Below are 19,667 nucleotides of genomic sequence, written 5' to 3'. Positions count from 1 at the left end.
CCCCTTACCGTCGGTACTACCGATCGGTAAGGGGGAGGGTCCGATGGCGGGTTCGTTGTACACGGACGGCGCGGCGGGTTCCTTGGGGGACTGCGCTCCACAAGGTCCCTCGGGGCTGCGGGAGATGGCCGACGCGCTGGCCGAAGGCGAGATCACGGCCCGCCGGCTGACCGAGCGTTCGCTGGAGAGGATCGCCGCGTCCCAGGCCTCGCTCAACGCCTTCCGGATCGTCCGGACCGAGGCGGCCCTCGCGGAGGCGGACGCGGCGGACGCGCGGCTGGCTCGCGGTGAGCGGCTGCCGCTGCTCGGCGTGCCGGTCGCGGTCAAGGACGACATGGACGTGGCCGGGGAGCCCACCGCCTTCGGCTGTCCGGGGAACTTCCCGCCGAGGACCGCCGACAGCGAGGCGGTACGCCGCCTGCGCGCGGCCGGCGCGGTGATCGTGGGCAAGACCCAAACCCCGGAGCTGGGGCAGTGGCCGTTCACCGAGGGGCCCGCCTTCGGCGAGACCCGCAACCCGTGGAACCCGGCCCACACCCCCGGCGGTTCCTCGGGCGGCTCGGCCGCCGCCGTGGCCGCGGGGCTCGTGCCGGCGGCGCTCGGCTCCGACGGCGCGGGCTCCGTACGCATCCCCGCGGCCTGGACCCACCTGGTGGGGGTCAAGCCGCAGCGCGGGCGCATCTCCACCTGGCCGGAGCCCGAGTCCTTCCACGGGCTCACGGTCAACGGCGTGCTGGCCCGAACGGTGGCGGACGCCGCGCTGCTGCTGGACGCGGCGAGCGGACCCACCCCGGGGGACCTCCACCGCCCGGCGCCCTTCTCGGCGGTGGAGGCGGCCGGCCGTCCGCCGGGCAGGCTGCGGATCGCCCTGTCCTACGGAACGGCCTTCACCGCGTCGGCCACGCCCCTCGACCCCGTGGTCCGTGCGGCGGTGGAGCGGCTGGCCGGGCGGCTGGAGGCGCTGGGCCACGAGGTGATCCCGGAGGATCCACGCTACGGCCCCGTCGGGCCCGCCTTCGTACCGCGCGCGACGGCGGGCGTACGGGAGCTGGCGGCGCGGGTTCCGGACCCGGGGCTGCTGGATCCGCGCACCCACGGGGCGGCTCGTACGGGCCGCCTGCTGGGCGGGCTGGCGCTGCGGCTCTCGCGGCGGGCCGAGGGGCTGCTGCGTCGCCGGACCGGGGAGATCTTCGACCGCTTCGACGTGGTGCTGACCCCGACGACGGCCACCCCGCCCCTGCGGATCGGCGCTCTGGCCGGGCTGGGGGCGCTGGCCACGGACCGGTCGATGATCGCCGCGTGCCCGTACGCCTGGACGTGGAACGTGCTGGGCTGGCCGGGTGTCGGCGTCCCCGCCGGGTTCACTCCCGACGGACTGCCGCTGGGCGCCCAGCTGTTGGGCCCGGCGGAGTCGGAGCCGAGGCTGCTGGCGCTGGCGGCGCAGCTGGAGGCGGCCGAGGACTGGGCGCGGCACTGGCCGCCGGGAAGTGTGCCCCCGGAGGCGGGACTTGTTCCCTCGACCCGCTGACCGTCCGGGTGGAGGAGCTCCTCACCGATGAGGACCGCTGAGGGGGCAGCGGCGCTCTTCGTTCAACCCGTCCTGGACGGAGGGGGGTCGGCCGGTCCGGGCGGGCCGGCGGGCACCTACGAGAAGAGGAGGGGCACGACATTCGGCCACCTGTCTCATTCGCATATGATTCGGCACGGCCGGCTCGCGGCGCGATCCGGACTTCTCCAACTCCACGCAGAACAGGTGGCTTTGCCATGCCCAGAAACCTCAAGTTCGCCTCGGTCGCCCTGGCCGGCGTCCTGGCCGCGACCGGCCTGACGGCCGCGACCGCCTCGCCTGCCGCTGCCGCGCAGACCTGCCCCTGGCCGTACGTCTGCTTCCTCGACGGCAACGAGAACATCCTGACGATGTACAAGGACACCGGCTGGCAGGCCACCAGCGCCAAGACCCGCACCGCCCGCTGGGTGACCGACGCGCGCAACCAGGACTGCGCGTACCTGAAGTACGCCAGTGGCTACGTCGACCAGATCCGCCCCGGCCAGAGCTTCGGCCTCGGCTCCGGCGTCGTCGAGATCAACATCACCAACGGCTGCCCCTGATCCCGCGGGACCCGTCTTCCCCGGCCGCCGCGACCGTGGCCGGGGAAGGCCGGATCCCCCTCTGCTCCCGCGCGCCCCTGGGTAACGTCACGTCGCATGATGTTCTTACGCCGCGCGGCCCTCGCCGCCGCCTTCCTCGGTGTCACCGCCGTCCTGCCGCCCGCCGCCGCGCACGCGGACCCCTCCCCCGCCTGCCGGGACTCCCCGGCCTCGGCCGCCACCCCCGCACCGGACCCTGAGCAGGCCCGCCTCGCGGACCCGCGGACCGCCGCGTTCCCGGAGCGGGCCGGACTCGACTCCTTCGTACGGCGCTTCCCCGCCGCCCTGTGCTCCGTCCGCGACACCGCCGGGGCGCAGCGCCTCCTCGACACGTGGGGCGAGGCGCTGTGGCAGGCGGCCGTGGACCGCGCCCAGGGACACCGGACCGGCGGTGACCTGCCCGCCGGCGACGACCGGCCGCTGTACTGGGCCAGGCTCGCGATGACCGTCCGGCTCGCGCGGTGGCAGCCGGAGTTCCCCGTCGACCGCGCGGCCCTGAAGTCCCGGTTCGAGGACGCCTCGCGCGGGCTCACCTCCAACGCGTTCCGTCCGGCCCCGGGCATACGGCGGATCTTCGTCAGCGGCTTCGACCCCTTCGGCCTGGACGCCGAACTGCGCCGGGCCAATCCCTCCGGCTCGGCGGCGCTGCGGCTCAACGGCCGTCGGATCACCCTCGCGGACGGGACGACCGCCGAGGTCCGGGCCGTCGTCCTGCCCGTCCGCTACGCCGACTTCGACGCGGGCATCGTCGAGCGCGCCTACGGACCCCGGCTGGCGGCCGGCCCGCGCTCCGCCGACATGATCACCAGCATCAGCCAGGGTTACCCCGGGATCTTCACCCTGGAGGCCTGGGCGGGCCGGGCCCGTTCGGCGGACCCGTACCCGGACAACGCGGGCGCCCTCTCCGGCGGTACGTACGAGCACCCCGTCACGGCGCCCGGCCTCGGCCCGGGGGCGGAGTTCGTGCGCACCAGCCTGCCCACCGGGGCCATGACCGGCGTCCAGACGCCCCATCCGGTACGCCTGAACACCGCCGTCACGGAGATACCGGCCGGGCAGCAGGGCCCGGTGGACCGGGCGGACGGACCCACTCCCGGATCGCGCGCCGTGGCGGGCGGAGGCGGCGGCTACCTCTCCAACGAGGTGGCCTACCGCTCCAACCGGCTCCGCCTGGAGCTGCGCCCGGACCTGCCCGGCGGCCACCTGCACACCCCGGTGCTCACCGGGCTGCCCGCCGACCCCGGCCAGTTGACCGGATCCGAGTTCGAGCGCAACGAGGACGCGATCGCGCAGGAGGTGCTCGAAGTGCTGCGCGCCTCTAACGCAGGGCGCTGAACGCCTTGGTGAAGGCGAGGGGCTGCTGAAGGATCGAACTGCACGTGGCGTCGGCATGGTTCACCGCGCCGGCCGCGCACTGCTTGTCGCGGGCCGCCGACCACATGGCCAGGCGGCCGATCCCCTTCGACGCCGCGAACTCGACGAGCTGCGTCGCGTCGGAGACCGAGAAGACCTCCGTCGCGACGTCGTTGACGCCGATCATCGGGGTGACGGCGACGGCCTTCCAGGCCGCCTGGTCCGAGAGTCCGAGCACGCCCTTGAGCTGGGCCTGGGTCGCCGTCGCGGCCTGGATCGCGTACTGGCCCATGTCCCCGGCGTACGCGGGTCCGTAGTCCATCGCCATGATGTTGACCGCGTCGATCCGCACGCCGTTCTTCCTGGCATCGGCCAGCAGTGCCACGCCCGGCTGGGTCAGCCCCTCGGGCATCACGGGCAGGGTGAACGCCACGTCCAGGCCGGGGTGGGACTTCTGCAGCCGGGCTATGGCCTGGGCGCGGCGCGCGTTGGCGGCGGTGTCCGGCAGCGCGGCGCCCTCGATGTCGAAGTCGACCTTGGTGAGCCGGTACTGGTCGATGACCTTCCCGTACGCGGCCGCGAGGTCGTCGGCGCTCGCGCAGTTCAGCGCCAGTTCGTGTCCGGCGGCGCCGCCGAAGGACACGCGGACGTCGCCGCCCTTGGCGCGCAGGGCGCCGATCTGGGCGGCCACCTTGTCGCTCGCCAGGTCGGTGACACCGCCCCACAGCGGGGAGCAGCCGCCGCCCGAGGTGACGAAGGCGAGGTGGAACTCCTTCACCCCGGTGCGGGCCACGGTGTCGAGCAGGTCGTAGGCCGGGTAGAGGGAGGTGTCGACGTACGGGGCGAAGCGCGCGCCCGCACCCGGGGCGGGCGCGGGGACGGTCGGGGTCGCGGTGGCGGTCCGGGTCGGGGTCGGGCTCGCGGTCGCGGTGGGGGTCCCGGTCGGGGCCGTCGGCGCGGGGGTCGGGCCGCCGGTGGGGCGGCCGCTGGGCTGCGGGGTCGCGCCCTGGTCGACGGAGCACTTCACCCCGTCGATCAGGCACCCCGTCGGCGCGCCGGGGGCGGCGGATCCGCTCGCGACGAACCCGATGGTGACGGAGGCCCCGGGGGCCAGGGTCCGGTTCCAGCTCGCGGGCTTCACGGTGACGTGCTGTCCGGCGACCGTGTGGGTGCCGTTCCACAGGGAGTCGATCTTCGTGCCGGCGGGCAGGTCGAACTGCAGGGTCCAGTCCTGCCTGGCCTCGGCCGTGTTGTTGGTGACGACGTACTGCCCGGTGTAACCGCCGCTCCAGGAACTGGAGGTGGTGTACACCGCGCCGACCGAGGTGGCCTGCGCGGTCCCGGTGAACGCGAAGGCCGCGCCACCGATCACCGCCGCCGCCACGATCGCGCCGGTGATCTTCGCCTTGCCGCTGGCCGTACGGCGGTGACCGACTGTGCTGCCCATCGCGTGCCTGCCTCTGTGTTACCGGGGAGTTGGGGTGCGCCAGCACGCTAGCCTCACGGAATCGGACATTCCGCCCTTCTGGTCCGCCGGCCGCGAACCTTAGGTTCCACTTAAGGTGGCGGTAAGAGGGGGATGAGGAATCGGCCCTCCCCACGTACGTCACCGCACGTCGCAAGCGGCGTGTCCGGGCGGGCGGTTCAGGCGAGACCGAGGAAGACCGGGCCCGCGACGGCGGCGCCCAGGACCGTGCCGGAGGCCGCCTGCGCGGGGGTGTGGTCGCGCAGCCGGACCCGGGACCAGCCCACGAGGGCGACCAGGACGTACCCGGCCAGGGTCCCGGGGCCGTAGGTGAGCCCCAGCAGGACGACGGCCCCGCCGGCGACCGCCGTGTGCACGCTGATCTTCCACCGGGTGGTGACCACCAGGATCGCGACGACCGTCGCGAGCATGGCCACGACGAGCGCCGTCATCTCCCGCGGAGCTCCCAGCAGTTGCAGGCCGACGACGCACACGGCCACGGAGACGACGACCCCGGGCAGCACGATCAGCCGGTCCTGGCGACGCCGGACGTGCCGGTCGCCCCAGTACCCGCGCCGTTGCCCCCAGCGGATCCACAGCATCGGCACGACACCGCAGAAGAACCCGGCGAAGGCTCCCCACCCGACCCCGGCCGGACCCGCGGCGTGCCATCCGACCAGCACCGCCACGGCGATGATCCACGTCCTCGGTTCGAGACCGTCGGTGACCCGCCGGGCCAGGGAACCCGCCGCTCCGCCGCCGTCCCCCGCACGCCCGTCCCGCGCCGCCCCGGCCGTCGTCGCCTCTTGCACCCCGCCCATGGATCCCCCTCGTTCGCGCACTCGATCATGCCAAGGGCCCGGCCCGCCACGGTCTGTGAGCAGGGGCTTCACCGTCACGGCGGGACACGTCCCGGCGCGGGGCGGGCCGCGCGACAGGGGCGGCGAAACCCAGTAACCTGCGCCGGATGACGGCTCTTTCGCATCACGGCAACAGTCACGTCGAGCAGCCCGGCCGGGACGGGGACACCGCCACCGTCGAGGCCGATCCGCACGCCATCGGGCCCGTGCGGACCGAGTACGCCCCCGACCACGACGGGGATCCCGACCCCGGCGAGATCGTGTGGACCTGGGTCCCCTTCGAGGAGAACGACGGCCGCGGCAAGGACCGCCCGGTGCTCGTGGTCGCGCGGGAAGCGGGCGGGCGCACGCTGCTCGCCGTCCAGCTCTCCAGCAAGCGGCACGACGCCGACCGCGAGTGGGTGGCGATCGGCTCGGGACCCTGGGACGGCGCGGGGCGGGAGTCCTGGGTGGACCTGGACCGGGTGCTGCGGGTCCACGAGTCGGGCATGCGGCGGGAGGCCTGCGCGCTCGACCGGGGCCGGTTCCGGCTGGTGACCGACCGGCTGCGGGAGCGCTACGGCTGGCAGTAGCCGGCCACCCCGCACACCCCGCGATCCGGAGCCTCCCCGCCGGCCCGGGAAGCGCCCTCGGCCCGGGGCGTCCTCAGCCCGGGAAGGCCCGTTCGAAGGCCTCGCGGGGTTCGGGGGAACGGTCCAGGATCCCGAACACGACCTCCTCGAACACTCCTGCGAAGCGGCCGGTCAGCAGCCCCCGGAAGGCCTCCGCCACCTGCGCCGGGTCGTTGCGGAACACCCCGCACCCCCACGCCCCCAGGACGAGCCGCCCGTAGCCGTGCAGGGTCGCGACCTCCAGCACCCGCTCGGCCCGCCGGGCCAGGGCGCCGGGGATCTCGTGGGCCCGCTCCGGCTCCTGGCGTCGGATCGTGCCCGCGTTCGGGGCCGGGGAGGTGAGGAAGCCGGCCCGGAACGGGACCTCCAGCAGCTCACCCCGGTCGTCGCGGAAGACGGGCACCCCGGGCGAGTGAATCACCCGGTCGGTGTAGAAGGTGCTCTTCCCCTCGCGGTGCACCTCGTAGTACTCAGGGGCCTCCAGGAGGGTCTCGTAGAGGGCCGAAGCACGGCACAGGGCCTCCTCCTGCGCCTTGGCCCCGCACACGTACCCGCCCCCGGGATTGCGGGCCGAGGCGAAGTTAAGGACAGCCACGGAACCGCGCCCCGCGAGGCGACGGGCTGCGACCGTACTGCTCTCCCCCGTCACCTCGAAGACCGTCCCGGCGGTACCACCGATGGACTCGCCATCTGGAATGACCTGGTTTGGCCCATATAGTCTGGTTCCGGCCTTGGCTTCCGCCAGGTCGGCGGCGAGGGAGATCCGCCGCCCCGACCGCGTCCGGTACTCCCCGGCCGCCAGGATCGACGCGTTCTCCCGCGCGATTTCACGCAATCTGCTGCTCACGTCGCCATCCTCGGTGCGGACCACCGGGACGGCAAAGGCATTTGTGCCCCGGGCACGGGTAGGCACCGGTGACATCACTGCCGACGACAGGAGGCGAGGTTCCGGTCATGACCGAGGACTCACCCGCTCCCCCCGCGCAGGACTTTGCCCACCCGCCGCTCACCGAGGCGGCCGCCGAGGACCTGGTCCACGGCATCTGTTTCAAGACCGGCCCGCCCCGGCTGGTCGGCGCCGAACTGGAATGGCTGGTGCTCGACGCCGAGCGGCCGTGGCTGCCGCTGCCGCCCGAGCGGCTCACCGCGGGCCACGAGGCCGCCCGCGCCCTGCCCCTGCGGTCCCGCTTCACCGTCGAGCCGGGGGGCCAGCTGGAGCTCAGCTCCGCCCCGGCCGCCTCCCTCACCGACTGCGTGGACGGCCTCCAGGCCGACCTGGCCGCCGTCCGCGCCGCCCTCGGCGACCGCGGCCTGGTTTTGCGGGGCCTCGGCCTCGATCCGCGCGTACCACGGCGCCGCCTGCTCGCCAGCCCGCGCTACGAGGCCATGGAGGCCTACTTCGACCGGACCGGCCCCGCCGGCCGGGCCATGATGCGCTCCTCCACCTCCGTCCAGGTCTGCGTGGACGCGGGCCACGAGGAGCCCGGCCCGCTCGGGCACGGCCGGCGCTGGCGGCTCGCGCACCTGCTGGGCGCCGTACTGGTGGCCGCCTTCGCCAACTCCCCCGCGCACGAAGGCCCGTACCGGGGCTGGAAGTGCGCGCGGCAGGGCGTCTGGAGCGACATCGACACGCGCCGCTCCCTCGCCCCACCGCTGGACGCCGAGCCCCGCTCCGCCTGGACGCGGCACGCCCTCGACACCGAGGTGATGTGCGTACGGGCGCAGGGGGACGGATCCTGGACGGTGCCGCACGGGCTCACGTTCCGCGACTGGGTGCGCACCGGCGGCAGCCGCCACGGCCTGCGCCGGCCCACCGCCGAGGACCTGGAGTACCACCTCACCACCCTCTTCCCGCCGGTCCGGCCCCGCGGCCACCTGGAACTGCGGATGATCGACTCGCAGCCGGGCGAGGACGGCTGGCTGGTGCCCACGGCCGTCACGCACGCGCTCTTCGACGACCCGGAAGCCACCGAGACCGCCTACCGGGCCGTGAAGGCCCTGGCCGACGCCTACGGCGGCGCGCGCGCCCCGCGCAACGCGCTCTGGCACACCGCCGCCCGTACGGGACTGGCCGACCGGGACCTGCGCACGGCCGCCACGGCCTGTTTCGAGGCGGCGGCCGAGGCACTGCCGCGGCTCGGGGCGGACACGCGCGTACGGGACACCGTCGGAGACTTCACCGACCGGTACGTACGGCGCGGCCGCTGCCCGGCCGACGACGCCGCGGAACACGAACTCCTGCACACCGCCGGGAAGGGACAGCGCCCGTGACCACCGAGACCCACCCCGAGACCGGTACCGCACGGCTGCGCGAGCGGGCCGTCGCCGCCCTGACCGCGGCCCGCGCCCGGACGGCCGGACTGACCGAGGCCGTCGACGACCGGGACCTGACCGCGCAGCACTCCCCCCTGATGTCCCCGCTGGTCTGGGACCTGGCGCACATCGGGAACCAGGAGGAGCTCTGGCTGCTGCGCAACGTGGCCGGCCGCGCGTCGATGCACCCCGAGATCGACCCGTTGTACGACGCCTTCGAGCACCCCCGCGCCGAGCGCCCGAAGCTGCCCCTGCTGGCCCCGGATGCGGCCCGCTCGTACGCGGCCGAGGTCCGCGGACGCGTCTTCGACCTGCTGGAGCACACCCCGCTGGAGGGCACGCCGCTGCTCGACGGGGGCTTCGCCTTCGGGATGATCGCCCAGCACGAGCAGCAGCACGACGAAACGATGCTGATCACCCACCAGCTGCGGGCGGGCGCACCCGTGCTGACCGCGCCCGACCCAGAGCCACCGCAGGGCCCGCCCCCGGCCGCGGCCGAGGTCCTGGTACCGGGGGGCCCGTTCACCATGGGCACCTCCGCCGAGCCCTGGTCCCTGGACAACGAACGGCCCGCGCACACCCGGGTGACCGCCCCCTTCTGGATCGACACGGTGCCGGTCACCTGCGGCGCCTTCCAGGCCTTCATGGACGACGGCGGCTACGGGGAGCGCCGCTGGTGGGCCGCGGCCGGCTGGGAGCAGATCCGCGCGCACGGCATCGGGGCCCCGCTGTTCTGGCACCGCGAGGGCGGGCAGTGGCTGCGCCGCCGGTTCGGGGTGACCGAGCCGGTGCCCGAGGACGAACCGGTGCTGCACGTCAGCTGGTACGAGGCGGACGCGTACGCCCGCTGGGCGGGGCGGCGGCTGCCCACCGAGACGGAGTGGGAGAAGGCCGCCCGGTACGACCCGGCCACCGGCCGCTCCCGCCGCTACCCCTGGGGCGACTCCGACCCCACCCCCGCGCACGCCAACCTGGGCCAGCGCCACCTGCGCCCGTCCCGCGCGGGCGCCCATCCGGCCGGGGACTCCCCGCTCGGGGTGCGCCAGCTGATCGGCGACGTGTGGGAGTGGACGGCCTCGGACTTCCTGCCGTACCCGGGGTTCCGCGCCTTCCCGTACCGCGAGTACTCGGAAGTGTTCTTCGGACCGGAGCACAAGGTGCTGCGCGGCGGCTCCTTCGCCGTGGACCCGGTGGCCTGCCGGGGCACCTTCCGCAACTGGGACCTGCCCGTACGGCGGCAGATCTTCTCCGGCTTCCGCACGGCGAGGGATGTCTGATGTGCCGCCACATGGCCTTTCTGGGACCGCCCATATCCCTGGGGCGGCTGCTCATCGAGCCCGAGCACTCGCTGGTCCGGCAGTCCTGGGCGCCGCGCCGGCAGCGGTTCGGCACCGTGAACGCGGACGGTTTCGGCGTGGGCTGGTACGCCGAGGGCGATCCCGTACCGGCCCGCTACCGGCGGGACCAGCCGATCTGGGGCGACCCCGGCTTCCCCGACCTCGCCCGCGTGGTGCGCAGCGGGGCCTTCCTCGCCGCCGTGCGCGACGCCACCGTCCCCGGGTCGGACGGGGAGGCGGCCGCCGCCCCCTTCGCCTCGGGGCCCTGGCTGTTCAGCCACAACGGGAGCCTGCGGGACTGGCCGGACTCGGTCGCCGAGACCGCCTCCGCGCTGCCGCCGCGGGAGCTGTTGCAGCTGGCCGCGCGCACCGATTCTGCGCTGGTGTGGGCGCTGGTGCTGCACCGGCTGCGGCAGGGCGACGACCTGGGCACGGCCCTGGCGGAGCCGGTCCGCGAGCTGGCCGGCGCCGCGCCGGGCTCCCGGCTGAACCTGCTCGTGACCGACGGCGCGGCCATCGCCGCGACGGCCTGGGGGGATTCCCTCTGGTACCTCTCCGATCCGCCGGCGGGGCGGGTGGTCGTGGCCTCCGAGCCCTACGACGACGATCCCCTCTGGTGCGAAGTGCCCGACCGGACCCTGCTGAGCGCCACCCCCGCCCGGGTCACCCTGACCCCCCTCAAGGAGACCAGCCCGTGAACGACTTCCAGATGACCCGCACCCTCGACGAGAACGCCGCCGAGGCCGCGCTGCGCACCGATGTGCTGAGCGGGCTGACCCGCTTCCCCAAGGAGCTGCCGCCGAAGTGGTTCTACGACGCCCGGGGCAGCGAGCTCTTCGAGGAGATCACCCGGCTGCCCGAGTACTACCCGACGCGTGCCGAGCGGGAGATCCTGCTGGAGCGGGCCCAGGAGATCGCTTCGGTGTCCGGGGCGCGCACCCTGGTGGAGCTGGGTTCGGGTTCCTCGGAGAAGACCCGGCACCTGATCGAGGCGATGCCCGCGCTGGAGACGTACGTCCCGGTGGACGTGAGCGAGAGCGCGCTGACAGGCGCGGCCGAGTCGCTGCTGGCGGAGCATCCGCGGCTGCGGGTGCACGCGCTGCTGGCGGACTTCACCCGGCCGCTGCGGCTGCCGGAGTCGGCCGGACCCCGGCTGGTGGTGTTCCTGGGCGGCACCATCGGGAACCTGCTGCCGCCCGAGCGGGCGGTGTTCCTGGCGTCCGTGCGGGCCATGCTCTCGCCCGGCGACGCCCTGCTGATGGGCACGGACCTGGTGAAGGACGAGGCCGTGCTGGTGGCGGCGTACGACGACGCCCGGGGGGTGACGGCGGAGTTCAACAAGAACGTGCTCGCGGTGATCGACCGGGAGCTGGGGGCGGATTTCCACACCGCCGACTTCGCGCACGTGGCGGTGTGGAACCGGGAGCACGAGTGGATCGAGATGCGGCTGAGGGCCCGGGAGGCGGTGACGGTGAAGGTCCGGGCACTGGACCTGGTGGTGCCGTTCGAGGCGGGTGAGGAGATCCTGACGGAGATCTCCGCGAAGTTCCGTCAGGAGGGGGTGCGCAAGGAACTGGCCGAGGCCGGGCTGGAGTTGACCCACTGGTGGACGGACTCGGCGGGACGGTTCGCGCTGTCCCTGTCCGTGGCGGACGGAGGTGTAGCCGGCTCGGCGGGCTGATGCGGCACGGGTGAGGGGCGCTGCTGTGCGGGTACGCCCGCCAGCAGGTCCCGCCCGCCCCACGACGAGGGCTCCCGCGCCGGGTCGTCTTTCCGGTCGCCTTCCCGCTCGCGGCCGCGGTCCGGCTCGGCTTCTTCGAGTACGGCCAGCCGGGCCGCCCCCGCGAGTTCCCGCCGGTCCGGGTGACGGTCCGGCGGGATCCGCGGGAGCAGCCACACCTCGGCGCGCACCCCGCGGGCCCGGACGATCCGCCACAGGGAGGCGGTCAGCGGGTCGTCCCCGACGAAGGCGGGCGCCCCGGCCACCTCCCCGTCCGCCAGCCGGTAGCGCAGCCGCACCGGCTGTACGGGAACCCGCGCGTCGAGCGCCGCCTGGAAGGCGGCCCGCCGGAAGGGCCCCTGGGCGCGCCCGCACCAGGTGGACCCCTCGGGGAAGACGGTGACCCGGTCCCCGGCCAGCAGCGCCCGGGTGACGGTCGCGACGGTTTCGGGCAGGGCCCGGATCCGGTCGCGTTCGATGAACAGGGTCCCCGCCCGGGCGGCGAGGGCGCCGAGCACCGGCCAGGCCCCGATCTCGCTCTTGGCCAGCATCCGGGACGGCAGGACGGCCGTGACCAGCGGGATGTCCAGCCAGGAGATGTGGTTGGCGACGATCAGGCGGCCCCCGTCCCCGCCGGGGGCGCCGTGCACGGTGATCCGTATCCCCAGGGCCCGCAGGAGCGCGGCCGACCAGGCCCTGATCAGGGCGCGGCGGGGGCGGACGGGGAGCATCCGCACCGGCGCCGCGGCCGGGACGGCCAGCAGGAACAGGGCGAGGGCGGTGACGAGCCGGAGCACCGCCCTCGGGATCCCCGCGGCCCGTCCCTGGTGGTCCGCGCAGGCCTGCGGGGTACAGGGCGCCGTGGGCAGCCAGACGCTCATGCGCCCGGGGCGAGCGAGAGGAAGTGGTTCAGGTAGCGCGGGTTGGTCCGGCGCAGGGAGAGCAGTACGTACAGGTCGGCGCAGCCGAATCCGGCGTCGAGGGCGGGCTCGCCGCAGACCCAGGCGCCCAGCCTGAGGTAGCCGCGCAGCAGCGGCGGGAGCTCCATGCGTCCGGGGACGGTGACGCCCTCGGGGCTCCAGGGGAGGTGGGGGGTGACCCGGTACTCCTGCGGGGCGAGGTTGCGGGCCAGGACGGTCTCGCGGGTGGCGGCGGCCAGCACCCCGCCGTCGGCCAGCGGGATGGAGCAGCAGCCGGCCAGCCAGTTGTGGCCGGAGCGCTCCATGTAGCGGGCGAGCCCGGCCCAGATCAGGGCGATGACGGCGCCGTTGCGGTGGTCGGGGTGGACGCAGGAGCGGCCGACCTCGACCAGGTCGGGGCGGATCGGGGCGAGGGCGGAGAGGTCGAACTCGCCCTCGGAGTAGAGGCGGCCGGCGACGGCGGCGCGTTCGGGCGGGAGCAGCCGGTAGGTGCCGACGACCTGCCCGCTCTCCTCGTCGAGGACGAGGAGGTGGTCGCAGAAGGCGTCGAAGGAGTCGCTGTCCAGGCCCGGCTCGGGGCCGTCGAGACGGGCGCCGAGCTCGCCGGCGAAGACCTGGTGGCGCAGGCGCTGGGCGGCGCGCACCTCGTCCTCGTCACGGGCGAGGCGGACCGCGTACCGGGGGGTGGCCGGGGCGGGCGGGGCGAGGGGGGACGGTGCGGGCGGTACGAGGGGGGACAGGGGTGCGAGGGGGGACGGGGACAGGGGTGCGATGGTCATGGCTGCTCCTGATCCGGGCACGTGGAGCCGGGCCGCAGGTGGGCGGGCCCGGCTCCTTTACTTCTTCCGTGACCGACTGGATTCGACATGACCGCTCAGCGGCACTTGGATGTGCGGACGCTGAACTCAGCGGACCGGGGTTCCGGCGTACGGGTGTCAGCGGTCGGAGCTGAGGACCCTGCTGACGGTGTCCGAGGCCGTCTTCGCCGCCGCCGCGGCGTCCTGGCCGTTCAGGACGGCCGTCATGTACGCCTTGACGGGGTTCTTGGCCTCCACCTCGGCCCAGCGCGCGGACTTGGGGGTGGCCCGGCCCTGGGCGGCGCCGGCGGCCATGGCGGCGGCGCCGTCGTTGCCGGCGACGACGTGCGCGAGGGTGGTCTTGTTGGGGACGTAGCTCATCGTGCGGGCGAGTTCGGTCTGCCACTTCTCGCTGACGAGCGCCGTGATCAGGTCGACGGCGTGGGCGCGCTGCCGCGTCTTCTCCGGGATGATCAGGTCGGAGCCGCCGGTGAAGACGGCCCCGGGCTTCTCGGGCGTCTTGCCGGGTATGGGGAAGAAGCCGAGCTTGCCCTTGAGGGCGGGGTTGGCGGCCTCGATCTGGGCGGCCTGCCCGGGCGGGGCGATGATCTGGGCAACCTGGCCGCGGGCGAAGACCTCGGACTGCGGGGGCGTCTCCTCGTCGGCGCCCTTGGGGCCGTGGCCGAGGCCCTGGAGCTGCTTGTAGAAGTCCATTCCGGCGAGGGCCTTCGCGTCGTCGAGGGTGCCGACCCACTGGCCGCTGGTCTCCACGGCGAGGTCGCCGCCCTCGTCCCAGATGAACCCGGCGAGGACGTACCAGTTCTGGCCGGGCAGGTAGATGCCCTGCTGGTCGCCCTTGTCGAGCTTCTGGGTGTCGGCGATCCACTCCTGGCGGGTCTTGGGCGGGGTCTTGATCCCGGCGCCCGCGAACAGGTCCTTGTTGTAGATGACCACCCGGTTGGCGGCGTACCACGGGACTCCGTACTGGGCCCCGTTGACGCTTCCGGGGTCGGAGAGGCCCCTGAGCCAGTCCTTGCTGCCCCATTCGCGCAGGCCCTCCAGGGTGAGCTCGGAGAGGCCGCCGGTCTCCACGTACTGGGCGACCTGGGTGTTGCCGACCTCGATGACGTCGGCGCTCTCCCCGCCCTTGCCCGCGAGGACGGCGTTGACCTTGCCGCCGATGCCCTTCCACTCCTGGATCTTCACGTCGAGGTCGATGCCGGGGTGCTGCTTCTCGAAGTCGGCGGTGAACTTGGCGATGAAGTCATCGGAGGCACTGCCCTTCATCAGCCAGAGGGTCACCTTCTCGGAGCCGCCGCCCGAGCCGGCCGACTGGCCGCCGCAGCCGGTCAGTGCGGCAGCCGCCGCGAGGGCCGTGCACACGGCGAGGAAGCGCATCTTCACGAGGGTCACGGGGGTCACCTTCTGGGGATGGATCTCAGATGGCTTGAAATTGGCATAGACCAATGGGTGGGTCAACCCCCTTTCACCCGGGACTGTTCACGCAAAGTTCGCGGACCCGGCCTTACTGGGGCACCGTGGAACAAGGCAACAGCGACGACTGGCGGGAGACCCCCATGTCCAACCACACCTACCGGGTGACCGAGATCGTCGGCACCTCCCACGAGGGCATCGATCAGGCCATCCGGAACGGTCTGGCCCGCGCGGGCCAGACCCTCCGGAACCTGGACTGGTTCGAGGTCACGCAGATGCGCGGGCACATCGAGAACGGGCAGATCGCGCACTACCAGGTAGGGCTGAAGGTGGGCTTCCGCCTCGACGGCGAGGACTGACGGGCCCGGGAGCACGGACCGACTCCACCGACCGCGCGGGCGAGGCGGGCACGGACGAGGCGGGCGCGGCGGGCTTGGGCGACATCGGCACGGACGAAGCGGGCGCGGCGGGCACGGGTGGAGCAGGCGCGGCGTGCCCGGGCTTCGCGGGCCGGGCCCGGACGAAGCAGGCGCGGCGGCCCCGGGCGGGCGCGGGCCGGGCCCGGGGCGGCCGCCGCGGCGGGCGTCCCCGCTCAGGTGCGGCCCTCGCCCTCCTGGGCATCCTTGAGCTCCGGCGCCTGCGCCGCCCAGTCCGCGAGGACCACCCGGAAACCGGCCGCACGGGCGGCCTGGCAGACGAGTTCGTCGTCGTCGACGAGCACCCGCACCTCACGGCCCCGGGCGAGCCGCTTGAGCACCTCCAGCTTGGTCAGCCGAGCCGGCCGCCGGTCCTGGTTTCCGCGCATCCACATCCGGCCCTCGGGCAGGCCGTGCCGGACCAGCCAGTCCTCGGTGTCCGCCCGGCACCGCTCGGGGCGGCCGGTCAGGTACGCGACCTCGCAGTCGGCCGCGCTCTCCACGGCGAGCGCGATGCCGCGCGCCAGCGGGGGATCGGCCGGAGCCGCTCCGAAGAAGCCCTCCCAGTCACGGGGCCGGCCCTCCAGGAAGTGCTGGCGGTGGCCGGTGTCGGCCAGGGTGTTGTCGATGTCGAACACGGCCAGCGGGCGGCGGGATGCGGTCTCTGTCATGACGGCAGGGTAGGCGCCGCCACCGACACCGGACCGGGCGGGCGGGTGGCCGGCGGACGGGGCAGGGCAGGGCAGGGCGGGACAGGGCCCGTGCGGGATGCCCGCCGGCCCGCGCCGGGAATCCCCGCTGGCGCCACGCGTTGAGACCGGTGTGATCACAAGAATCTCGATCCTGGACCGCTCCCGCACCCGCGAGGGGCACCCCGCACCCGAGGCACTGCGCGACACCGTGGAACTGGCCCGCGCGGCGGAGGAACTCGGCTACCACCGCTTCTGGGTGTCCGAGCACCACAGCGTGCCCGGCGTCGCGGGCTCCGCCCCCACCGTCCTGGCCGCCGCCGTGGCCGCCGCGACCCGCCGGATCCGGGTCGGCACCGGCGGGGTCATGCTGCCCAACCACCAGCCCCTGGTGGTCGCCGAACAGTTCGGGGTCCTGGAGGCGCTGTTCCCCGGCCGGATCGACATGGGCCTGGGCCGTTCGGTCGGCTTCACGGGCGGCATCCGCCGGGCCCTGGGACGGGACACCGGGGACGCCGACCGCTTCGAGGAGCAGCTGACCGAGCTGCTCGGCTGGATGGACGGCACCCAGCGGGCCCACCCCGAGGTGCACGCCCGCCCCGCCGAGGGGCTGCGGGTACCGGCGTACGTACTGGCCACCGGCGAGGGCGCGGGGATCGCGGCCCGCGCCGGGCTGCCGCTGGTGGTGGGCGACCTGCGGGCCCGCGACCGGCTCAAGGAGGCGGTGGAGCGCTACCGCGCGGAGTTCCGGCCCTCCACCCGGCGCTCCACGCCCTACGTCGTGGTGTCGGGGACCGTCGCGGTCGCCGCCACCGAGGAGGAGGCACGGCGGATCCTGGTCCCGGAGGCCTGGTCGCTGGCCCGCTCCCGCACCCGGGGTGCCTTCCCGCCCCTGCGCCCGGCCGCCGCGATCGAGGCGCTGGAGATGACCCCCAAGGAGCGGGAGCTGTACGAGGGCGCCCTCGCCGGGCACGTCGCGGGCACCGAGGAGCAGGTCGCGGCGGAACTCGCGCGGATCGCGGAGAGCACCGGGGCGGACGAGCTGCTCGTGACCACCTCCACGTACGACCGGACGGCCCTGCTGGACTGCTTCACCAGGCTGGCCCGGATCGCCGGGCTGTCGTAGGGCTGTCACAGGGCTGTCGCAGGGGGCCCTAAACTGGGGCGAATGCGCCACTCCCCCGATGCCCCCGGTCCCGCCGCCCCCGGTCTCGGTCCCGGTCCCGGCCGCGATGCCGTCGACCCCTGCGTACGGGTGCGCGGTGCCCGGGAGCACAACCTGCGCGGGGTCGACGTGGACATCCCCCGCGACACCCTGACCGTCTTCACCGGGGTCTCCGGCTCCGGGAAGAGCTCCCTCGCCTTCGGCACCCTCTACGCCGAGGCGCAGCGCCGGTACTTCGAGTCCGTGGCGCCCTACGCCCGGCGCCTCATCCACCAGATCGGCGCCCCGAAGGTGGACGCGGTGACGGGGCTGCCGCCCGCCGTCTCCCTGGAGCAGCGCCGCTCCTCCCCCGGCTCGCGCTCCTCGGTGGGCACGGTGACCCTGCTCTCCAACTCCCTGCGGATGCTGTACTCCCGGGCCGGTACGTACCCTCCGGGAGCGCCGCGCCTGGATTCCGACGCCTTCTCCCCCAACACCGCCTCCGGTGCCTGTCCTTCCTGCCACGGGCTCGGGCGGATCCACCGCACCAGCGAGGAACTGCTCGTACCCGACCGGACGTTGTCGATCCGTCAGGGAGCCGTCGCCGCCTGGCCGGGCGCCTGGCAGGGCAAGAACCTGCGCGACATCCTGGAGGTGCTCGGCCACGACGTGGACCGGCCGTGGCGGGAGCTGCCGGCGGCGGAACGCGAGTGGATCCTGTTCACCGAGGAGCAGCCGGTGGTCACCGTGCACCCGGTGCGGGACGCCGACCGGATCCAACGCCCCTACCAGGGCACTTACATGAGCGCCCACCGCTATGTGATGCGAACCTTCTCGGACACCAAGAGCGCGACCTTGCGGGCGCGGGCCGAGAAGTTCCTCACCGACGCGCCGTGCCCGGTGTGCGAGGGGCGCAGGCTGCGGCCGGAGGCCTTGGCGGTGACCTTCGGGGGCCGCACGATCGCGGAGCTCGCGGGGCTCGCGCTGAGCGAGCTGGACGGCGTGCTGGCGTCCTCGCGGACCGGGGACGAGGCGGCCCGGGTGCTGGCCGAGGACCTGCGCGGGCGGATCGCGCCCGTCGTGGAACTCGGGCTCGGCTACCTGAGCCTGGACCGGACCGCGCCGACCCTGTCCGCGGGCGAGCTCCAGCGGCTGCGGCTGGCCACGCAGCTGCGGTCGGGGCTGTTCGGGGTGGTGTACGTCCTCGACGAGCCGTCGGCGGGGCTGCACCCGGCCGACACCGAGGCGCTGCTCGGCGTACTGGACCGGCTCAAGTCGGCCGGGAACACCGTCTTCGTGGTGGAGCACCACCTGGACGTGGTGCGGCACGCGGACTGGCTGGTGGACGTCGGACCGCTGGCCGGGGAGCACGGGGGCCGGGTGCTGTACAGCGGGCCGCCGGAGGGGCTCGCGGAGGTGGCGGAGTCGGCGACGGCCCGTCACCTCTTCCCGCGTCCGGGGCCGGCGGCGGACGCCCGGCAGGTGCGTACGGCCACCGGGACGGTCCGGGTCACCGGTGCCGACCGGCACAACCTGCGCGATCTGACGGTGGACTTCCCGCTCGGGGTGTTCACGGCGGTGACCGGGGTGTCCGGTTCGGGCAAGTCCACGCTGGTGGGTCAGGTGCTCGCGCGGGAGGTCGACGGGCGGCTGGCGGAGGCCGACTTCCCGGTGCGGCGGCTGGTGGAGGTGGACCAGAAGCCGATCGGACGGACGCCCCGCTCGAACCTGGCCACGTACACGGGACTGTTCGACGTGGTGCGCAGGCTGTTCACCGCGCTGCCGGAGTCGAAGGCGCGCGGCTGGAAGGCGGGCCGGTTCTCCTTCAACGTGCCGGGCGGACGCTGCGAGACCTGCCAGGGCGAGGGCTTCGTCTCCGTCGAGCTGCTCTTCCTGCCCAGTACGTACGCCCCCTGCCCGGTCTGTGCGGGCGCCCGGTACAACGCCGAGACGCTGGAGGTCCGGTACGCCGGGCTGGACATCGCGCAGGTCCTGGGGCTGACCGTGGAGGCGGCGGCCGTCTTCTTCGCGGACGTCCCGGCGGCGGCGCGCAGCCTGCGGGCGCTGGCGGACATCGGCCTGGGCTACCTGCGGCTGGGGCAGCCGGCGACGGAGCTCTCGGGCGGGGAGGCGCAGCGGATCAAGCTGGCGACGGAGCTGCAGCGGCTGCGCCGCGACCACACCCTGTACCTGCTGGACGAGCCGACGACGGGTCTGCACCCGGCCGATGTGCGGGTGCTGCTGGGGCAGTTGCACGGGCTGGTGGACGCGGGGCACTCGGTGGTGGTCGTGGAGCACGACATGGAGGTGGTGGCGGGCGCGGACTGGGTCGTCGACCTGGGTCCGGGCGGTGGTGCGGAGGGCGGCCGGGTCACGGCCTGCGGCCCGCCCGCGGAGGTCGCCGCCCGCGGCGAGGGCCGTACGGCCGGCTACCTGGCCCGCGCGCTGGGACCGGCGTAG

Annotated in this window: 17 protein-coding genes and 1 pseudogene; 11 read left to right on the top strand and 7 right to left on the bottom strand. The window is 74.3% G+C overall.

From position 1 onward, the window contains the following. Positions 1-43: 43 nt before the first annotated feature. The 3 genes from ABZW32_RS14170 (at position 44) to ABZW32_RS14160 (ending at position 3,483) form a co-directional block, all read left to right on the top strand. On the top strand, positions 44-1,528 hold the full coding sequence (locus ABZW32_RS14170; protein WP_356215240.1) for an amidase: 1,485 nt from the start codon (positions 44-46) through the stop codon (positions 1,526-1,528). A 236-nt stretch (positions 1,529-1,764) separates the two neighbouring features. Beyond that, positions 1,765-2,109: a hypothetical protein gene (locus ABZW32_RS14165; protein WP_356215238.1), complete on the top strand. Its 345-nt coding sequence runs from the start codon at positions 1,765-1,767 to the stop codon at positions 2,107-2,109. A gap of 96 nt (positions 2,110-2,205) precedes the next feature. Continuing rightward, on the top strand, positions 2,206-3,483 hold the full coding sequence (locus ABZW32_RS14160) for a pyroglutamyl peptidase (RefSeq protein ID WP_356215236.1): 1,278 nt from the start codon (positions 2,206-2,208) through the stop codon (positions 3,481-3,483). On the opposite strand, the gene ABZW32_RS14155 is transcribed toward ABZW32_RS14160, so the two are convergent. Continuing rightward, positions 3,467-4,948 carry a cellulose binding domain-containing protein gene (locus ABZW32_RS14155; RefSeq protein ID WP_356215234.1) on the bottom strand — a complete coding sequence of 494 codons (1,482 nt, stop codon included), beginning with the start codon at positions 4,946-4,948 and terminating at the stop codon, positions 3,467-3,469. The genes ABZW32_RS14160 and ABZW32_RS14155 overlap by 17 nt on opposite strands. A gap of 197 nt (positions 4,949-5,145) precedes the next feature. Continuing rightward, entirely contained in the window at positions 5,146-5,787 is a 642-nt protein-coding gene (locus ABZW32_RS14150; RefSeq protein ID WP_356215232.1) for a hypothetical protein, read from the bottom strand. A gap of 146 nt (positions 5,788-5,933) precedes the next feature. Between ABZW32_RS14150 and ABZW32_RS14145 the strand changes: the two genes are divergently transcribed. Next, positions 5,934-6,398, top strand: a complete 465-nt coding sequence (locus ABZW32_RS14145) for a type II toxin-antitoxin system PemK/MazF family toxin (RefSeq protein ID WP_356215230.1) — start codon at positions 5,934-5,936, stop codon at positions 6,396-6,398. 73 nt (positions 6,399-6,471) lie between these two features. On the opposite strand, the gene ABZW32_RS14140 is transcribed toward ABZW32_RS14145, so the two are convergent. After that, positions 6,472-7,284 carry a TIGR02452 family protein gene (locus tag ABZW32_RS14140; RefSeq protein ID WP_356215228.1) on the bottom strand — a complete coding sequence of 271 codons (813 nt, stop codon included), beginning with the start codon at positions 7,282-7,284 and terminating at the stop codon, positions 6,472-6,474. 107 nt (positions 7,285-7,391) lie between these two features. Here ABZW32_RS14140 and egtA point away from each other — a divergent pair, with 107 nt between their 5' ends. Genes egtA through egtD form a run of 4 tightly spaced genes read left to right on the top strand, consistent with a single transcriptional unit; the run spans position 7,392 to position 11,768 of the window. Beyond that, entirely contained in the window at positions 7,392-8,708 is a 1,317-nt protein-coding gene (gene egtA / locus ABZW32_RS14135; protein ID WP_356215226.1) for an ergothioneine biosynthesis glutamate--cysteine ligase EgtA, read from the top strand. Further along, positions 8,705-10,027: an ergothioneine biosynthesis protein EgtB gene (egtB, locus tag ABZW32_RS14130; RefSeq protein WP_356215224.1), complete on the top strand. Its 1,323-nt coding sequence runs from the start codon at positions 8,705-8,707 to the stop codon at positions 10,025-10,027. The genes egtA and egtB overlap by 4 nt, the downstream gene beginning before the upstream one ends. Then, entirely contained in the window at positions 10,027-10,785 is a 759-nt protein-coding gene (gene egtC / locus ABZW32_RS14125; RefSeq protein ID WP_356215222.1) for an ergothioneine biosynthesis protein EgtC, read from the top strand. The genes egtB and egtC overlap by 1 nt, the downstream gene beginning before the upstream one ends. After that, entirely contained in the window at positions 10,782-11,768 is a 987-nt protein-coding gene (gene egtD / locus ABZW32_RS14120; RefSeq protein WP_356215220.1) for an L-histidine N(alpha)-methyltransferase, read from the top strand. Before egtC ends, egtD begins: the two co-directional genes overlap by 4 nt. Positions 11,769-12,109: 341 nt before the next feature. Here egtD and ABZW32_RS14115 read toward each other — a convergent pair. The 3 genes and pseudogenes from ABZW32_RS14115 to ABZW32_RS14105 form a co-directional block, all read right to left on the bottom strand. After that, positions 12,110-12,538: pseudogene (locus ABZW32_RS14115) on the bottom strand (lysophospholipid acyltransferase family protein); the annotation flags it as partial. Positions 12,539-12,684: 146 nt separating this feature from the next. Then, the gene (locus ABZW32_RS14110) at positions 12,685-13,506 is read right to left on the bottom strand and encodes a GNAT family N-acyltransferase (RefSeq protein WP_356215218.1); all 822 of its coding nucleotides are present in this window, start codon (positions 13,504-13,506) and stop codon (positions 12,685-12,687) included. 156 nt (positions 13,507-13,662) lie between these two features. Next, positions 13,663-14,922: an extracellular solute-binding protein gene (locus tag ABZW32_RS14105; RefSeq protein ID WP_356215352.1), complete on the bottom strand. Its 1,260-nt coding sequence runs from the start codon at positions 14,920-14,922 to the stop codon at positions 13,663-13,665. A 179-nt stretch (positions 14,923-15,101) separates the two neighbouring features. Between ABZW32_RS14105 and ABZW32_RS14100 the strand changes: the two genes are divergently transcribed. Beyond that, positions 15,102-15,317, top strand: a complete 216-nt coding sequence (locus ABZW32_RS14100) for a dodecin (protein ID WP_030241592.1) — start codon at positions 15,102-15,104, stop codon at positions 15,315-15,317. 233 nt (positions 15,318-15,550) lie between these two features. On the opposite strand, the gene ABZW32_RS14095 is transcribed toward ABZW32_RS14100, so the two are convergent. Then, a complete protein-coding gene (locus tag ABZW32_RS14095) occupies positions 15,551-16,045 on the bottom strand; it encodes a hypothetical protein (protein WP_356215217.1) in 495 nt (164 codons plus the stop codon). A gap of 151 nt (positions 16,046-16,196) precedes the next feature. On the opposite strand from ABZW32_RS14095, the gene ABZW32_RS14090 reads away from it, so the two are divergent. After that, positions 16,197-17,189 carry an LLM class flavin-dependent oxidoreductase gene (locus tag ABZW32_RS14090; protein WP_356215215.1) on the top strand — a complete coding sequence of 331 codons (993 nt, stop codon included), beginning with the start codon at positions 16,197-16,199 and terminating at the stop codon, positions 17,187-17,189. A gap of 42 nt (positions 17,190-17,231) precedes the next feature. Beyond that, on the top strand, positions 17,232-19,667 hold the full coding sequence (locus ABZW32_RS14085; RefSeq protein WP_356215213.1) for an excinuclease ABC subunit UvrA: 2,436 nt from the start codon (positions 17,232-17,234) through the stop codon (positions 19,665-19,667).

This window comes from Streptomyces sp. NPDC004667, from assembly GCF_040609475.1.
Lineage (GTDB): Bacteria > Actinomycetota > Actinomycetes > Streptomycetales > Streptomycetaceae > Streptomyces.
This window is presented reverse-complemented; position numbering and strand designations above follow the sequence as displayed.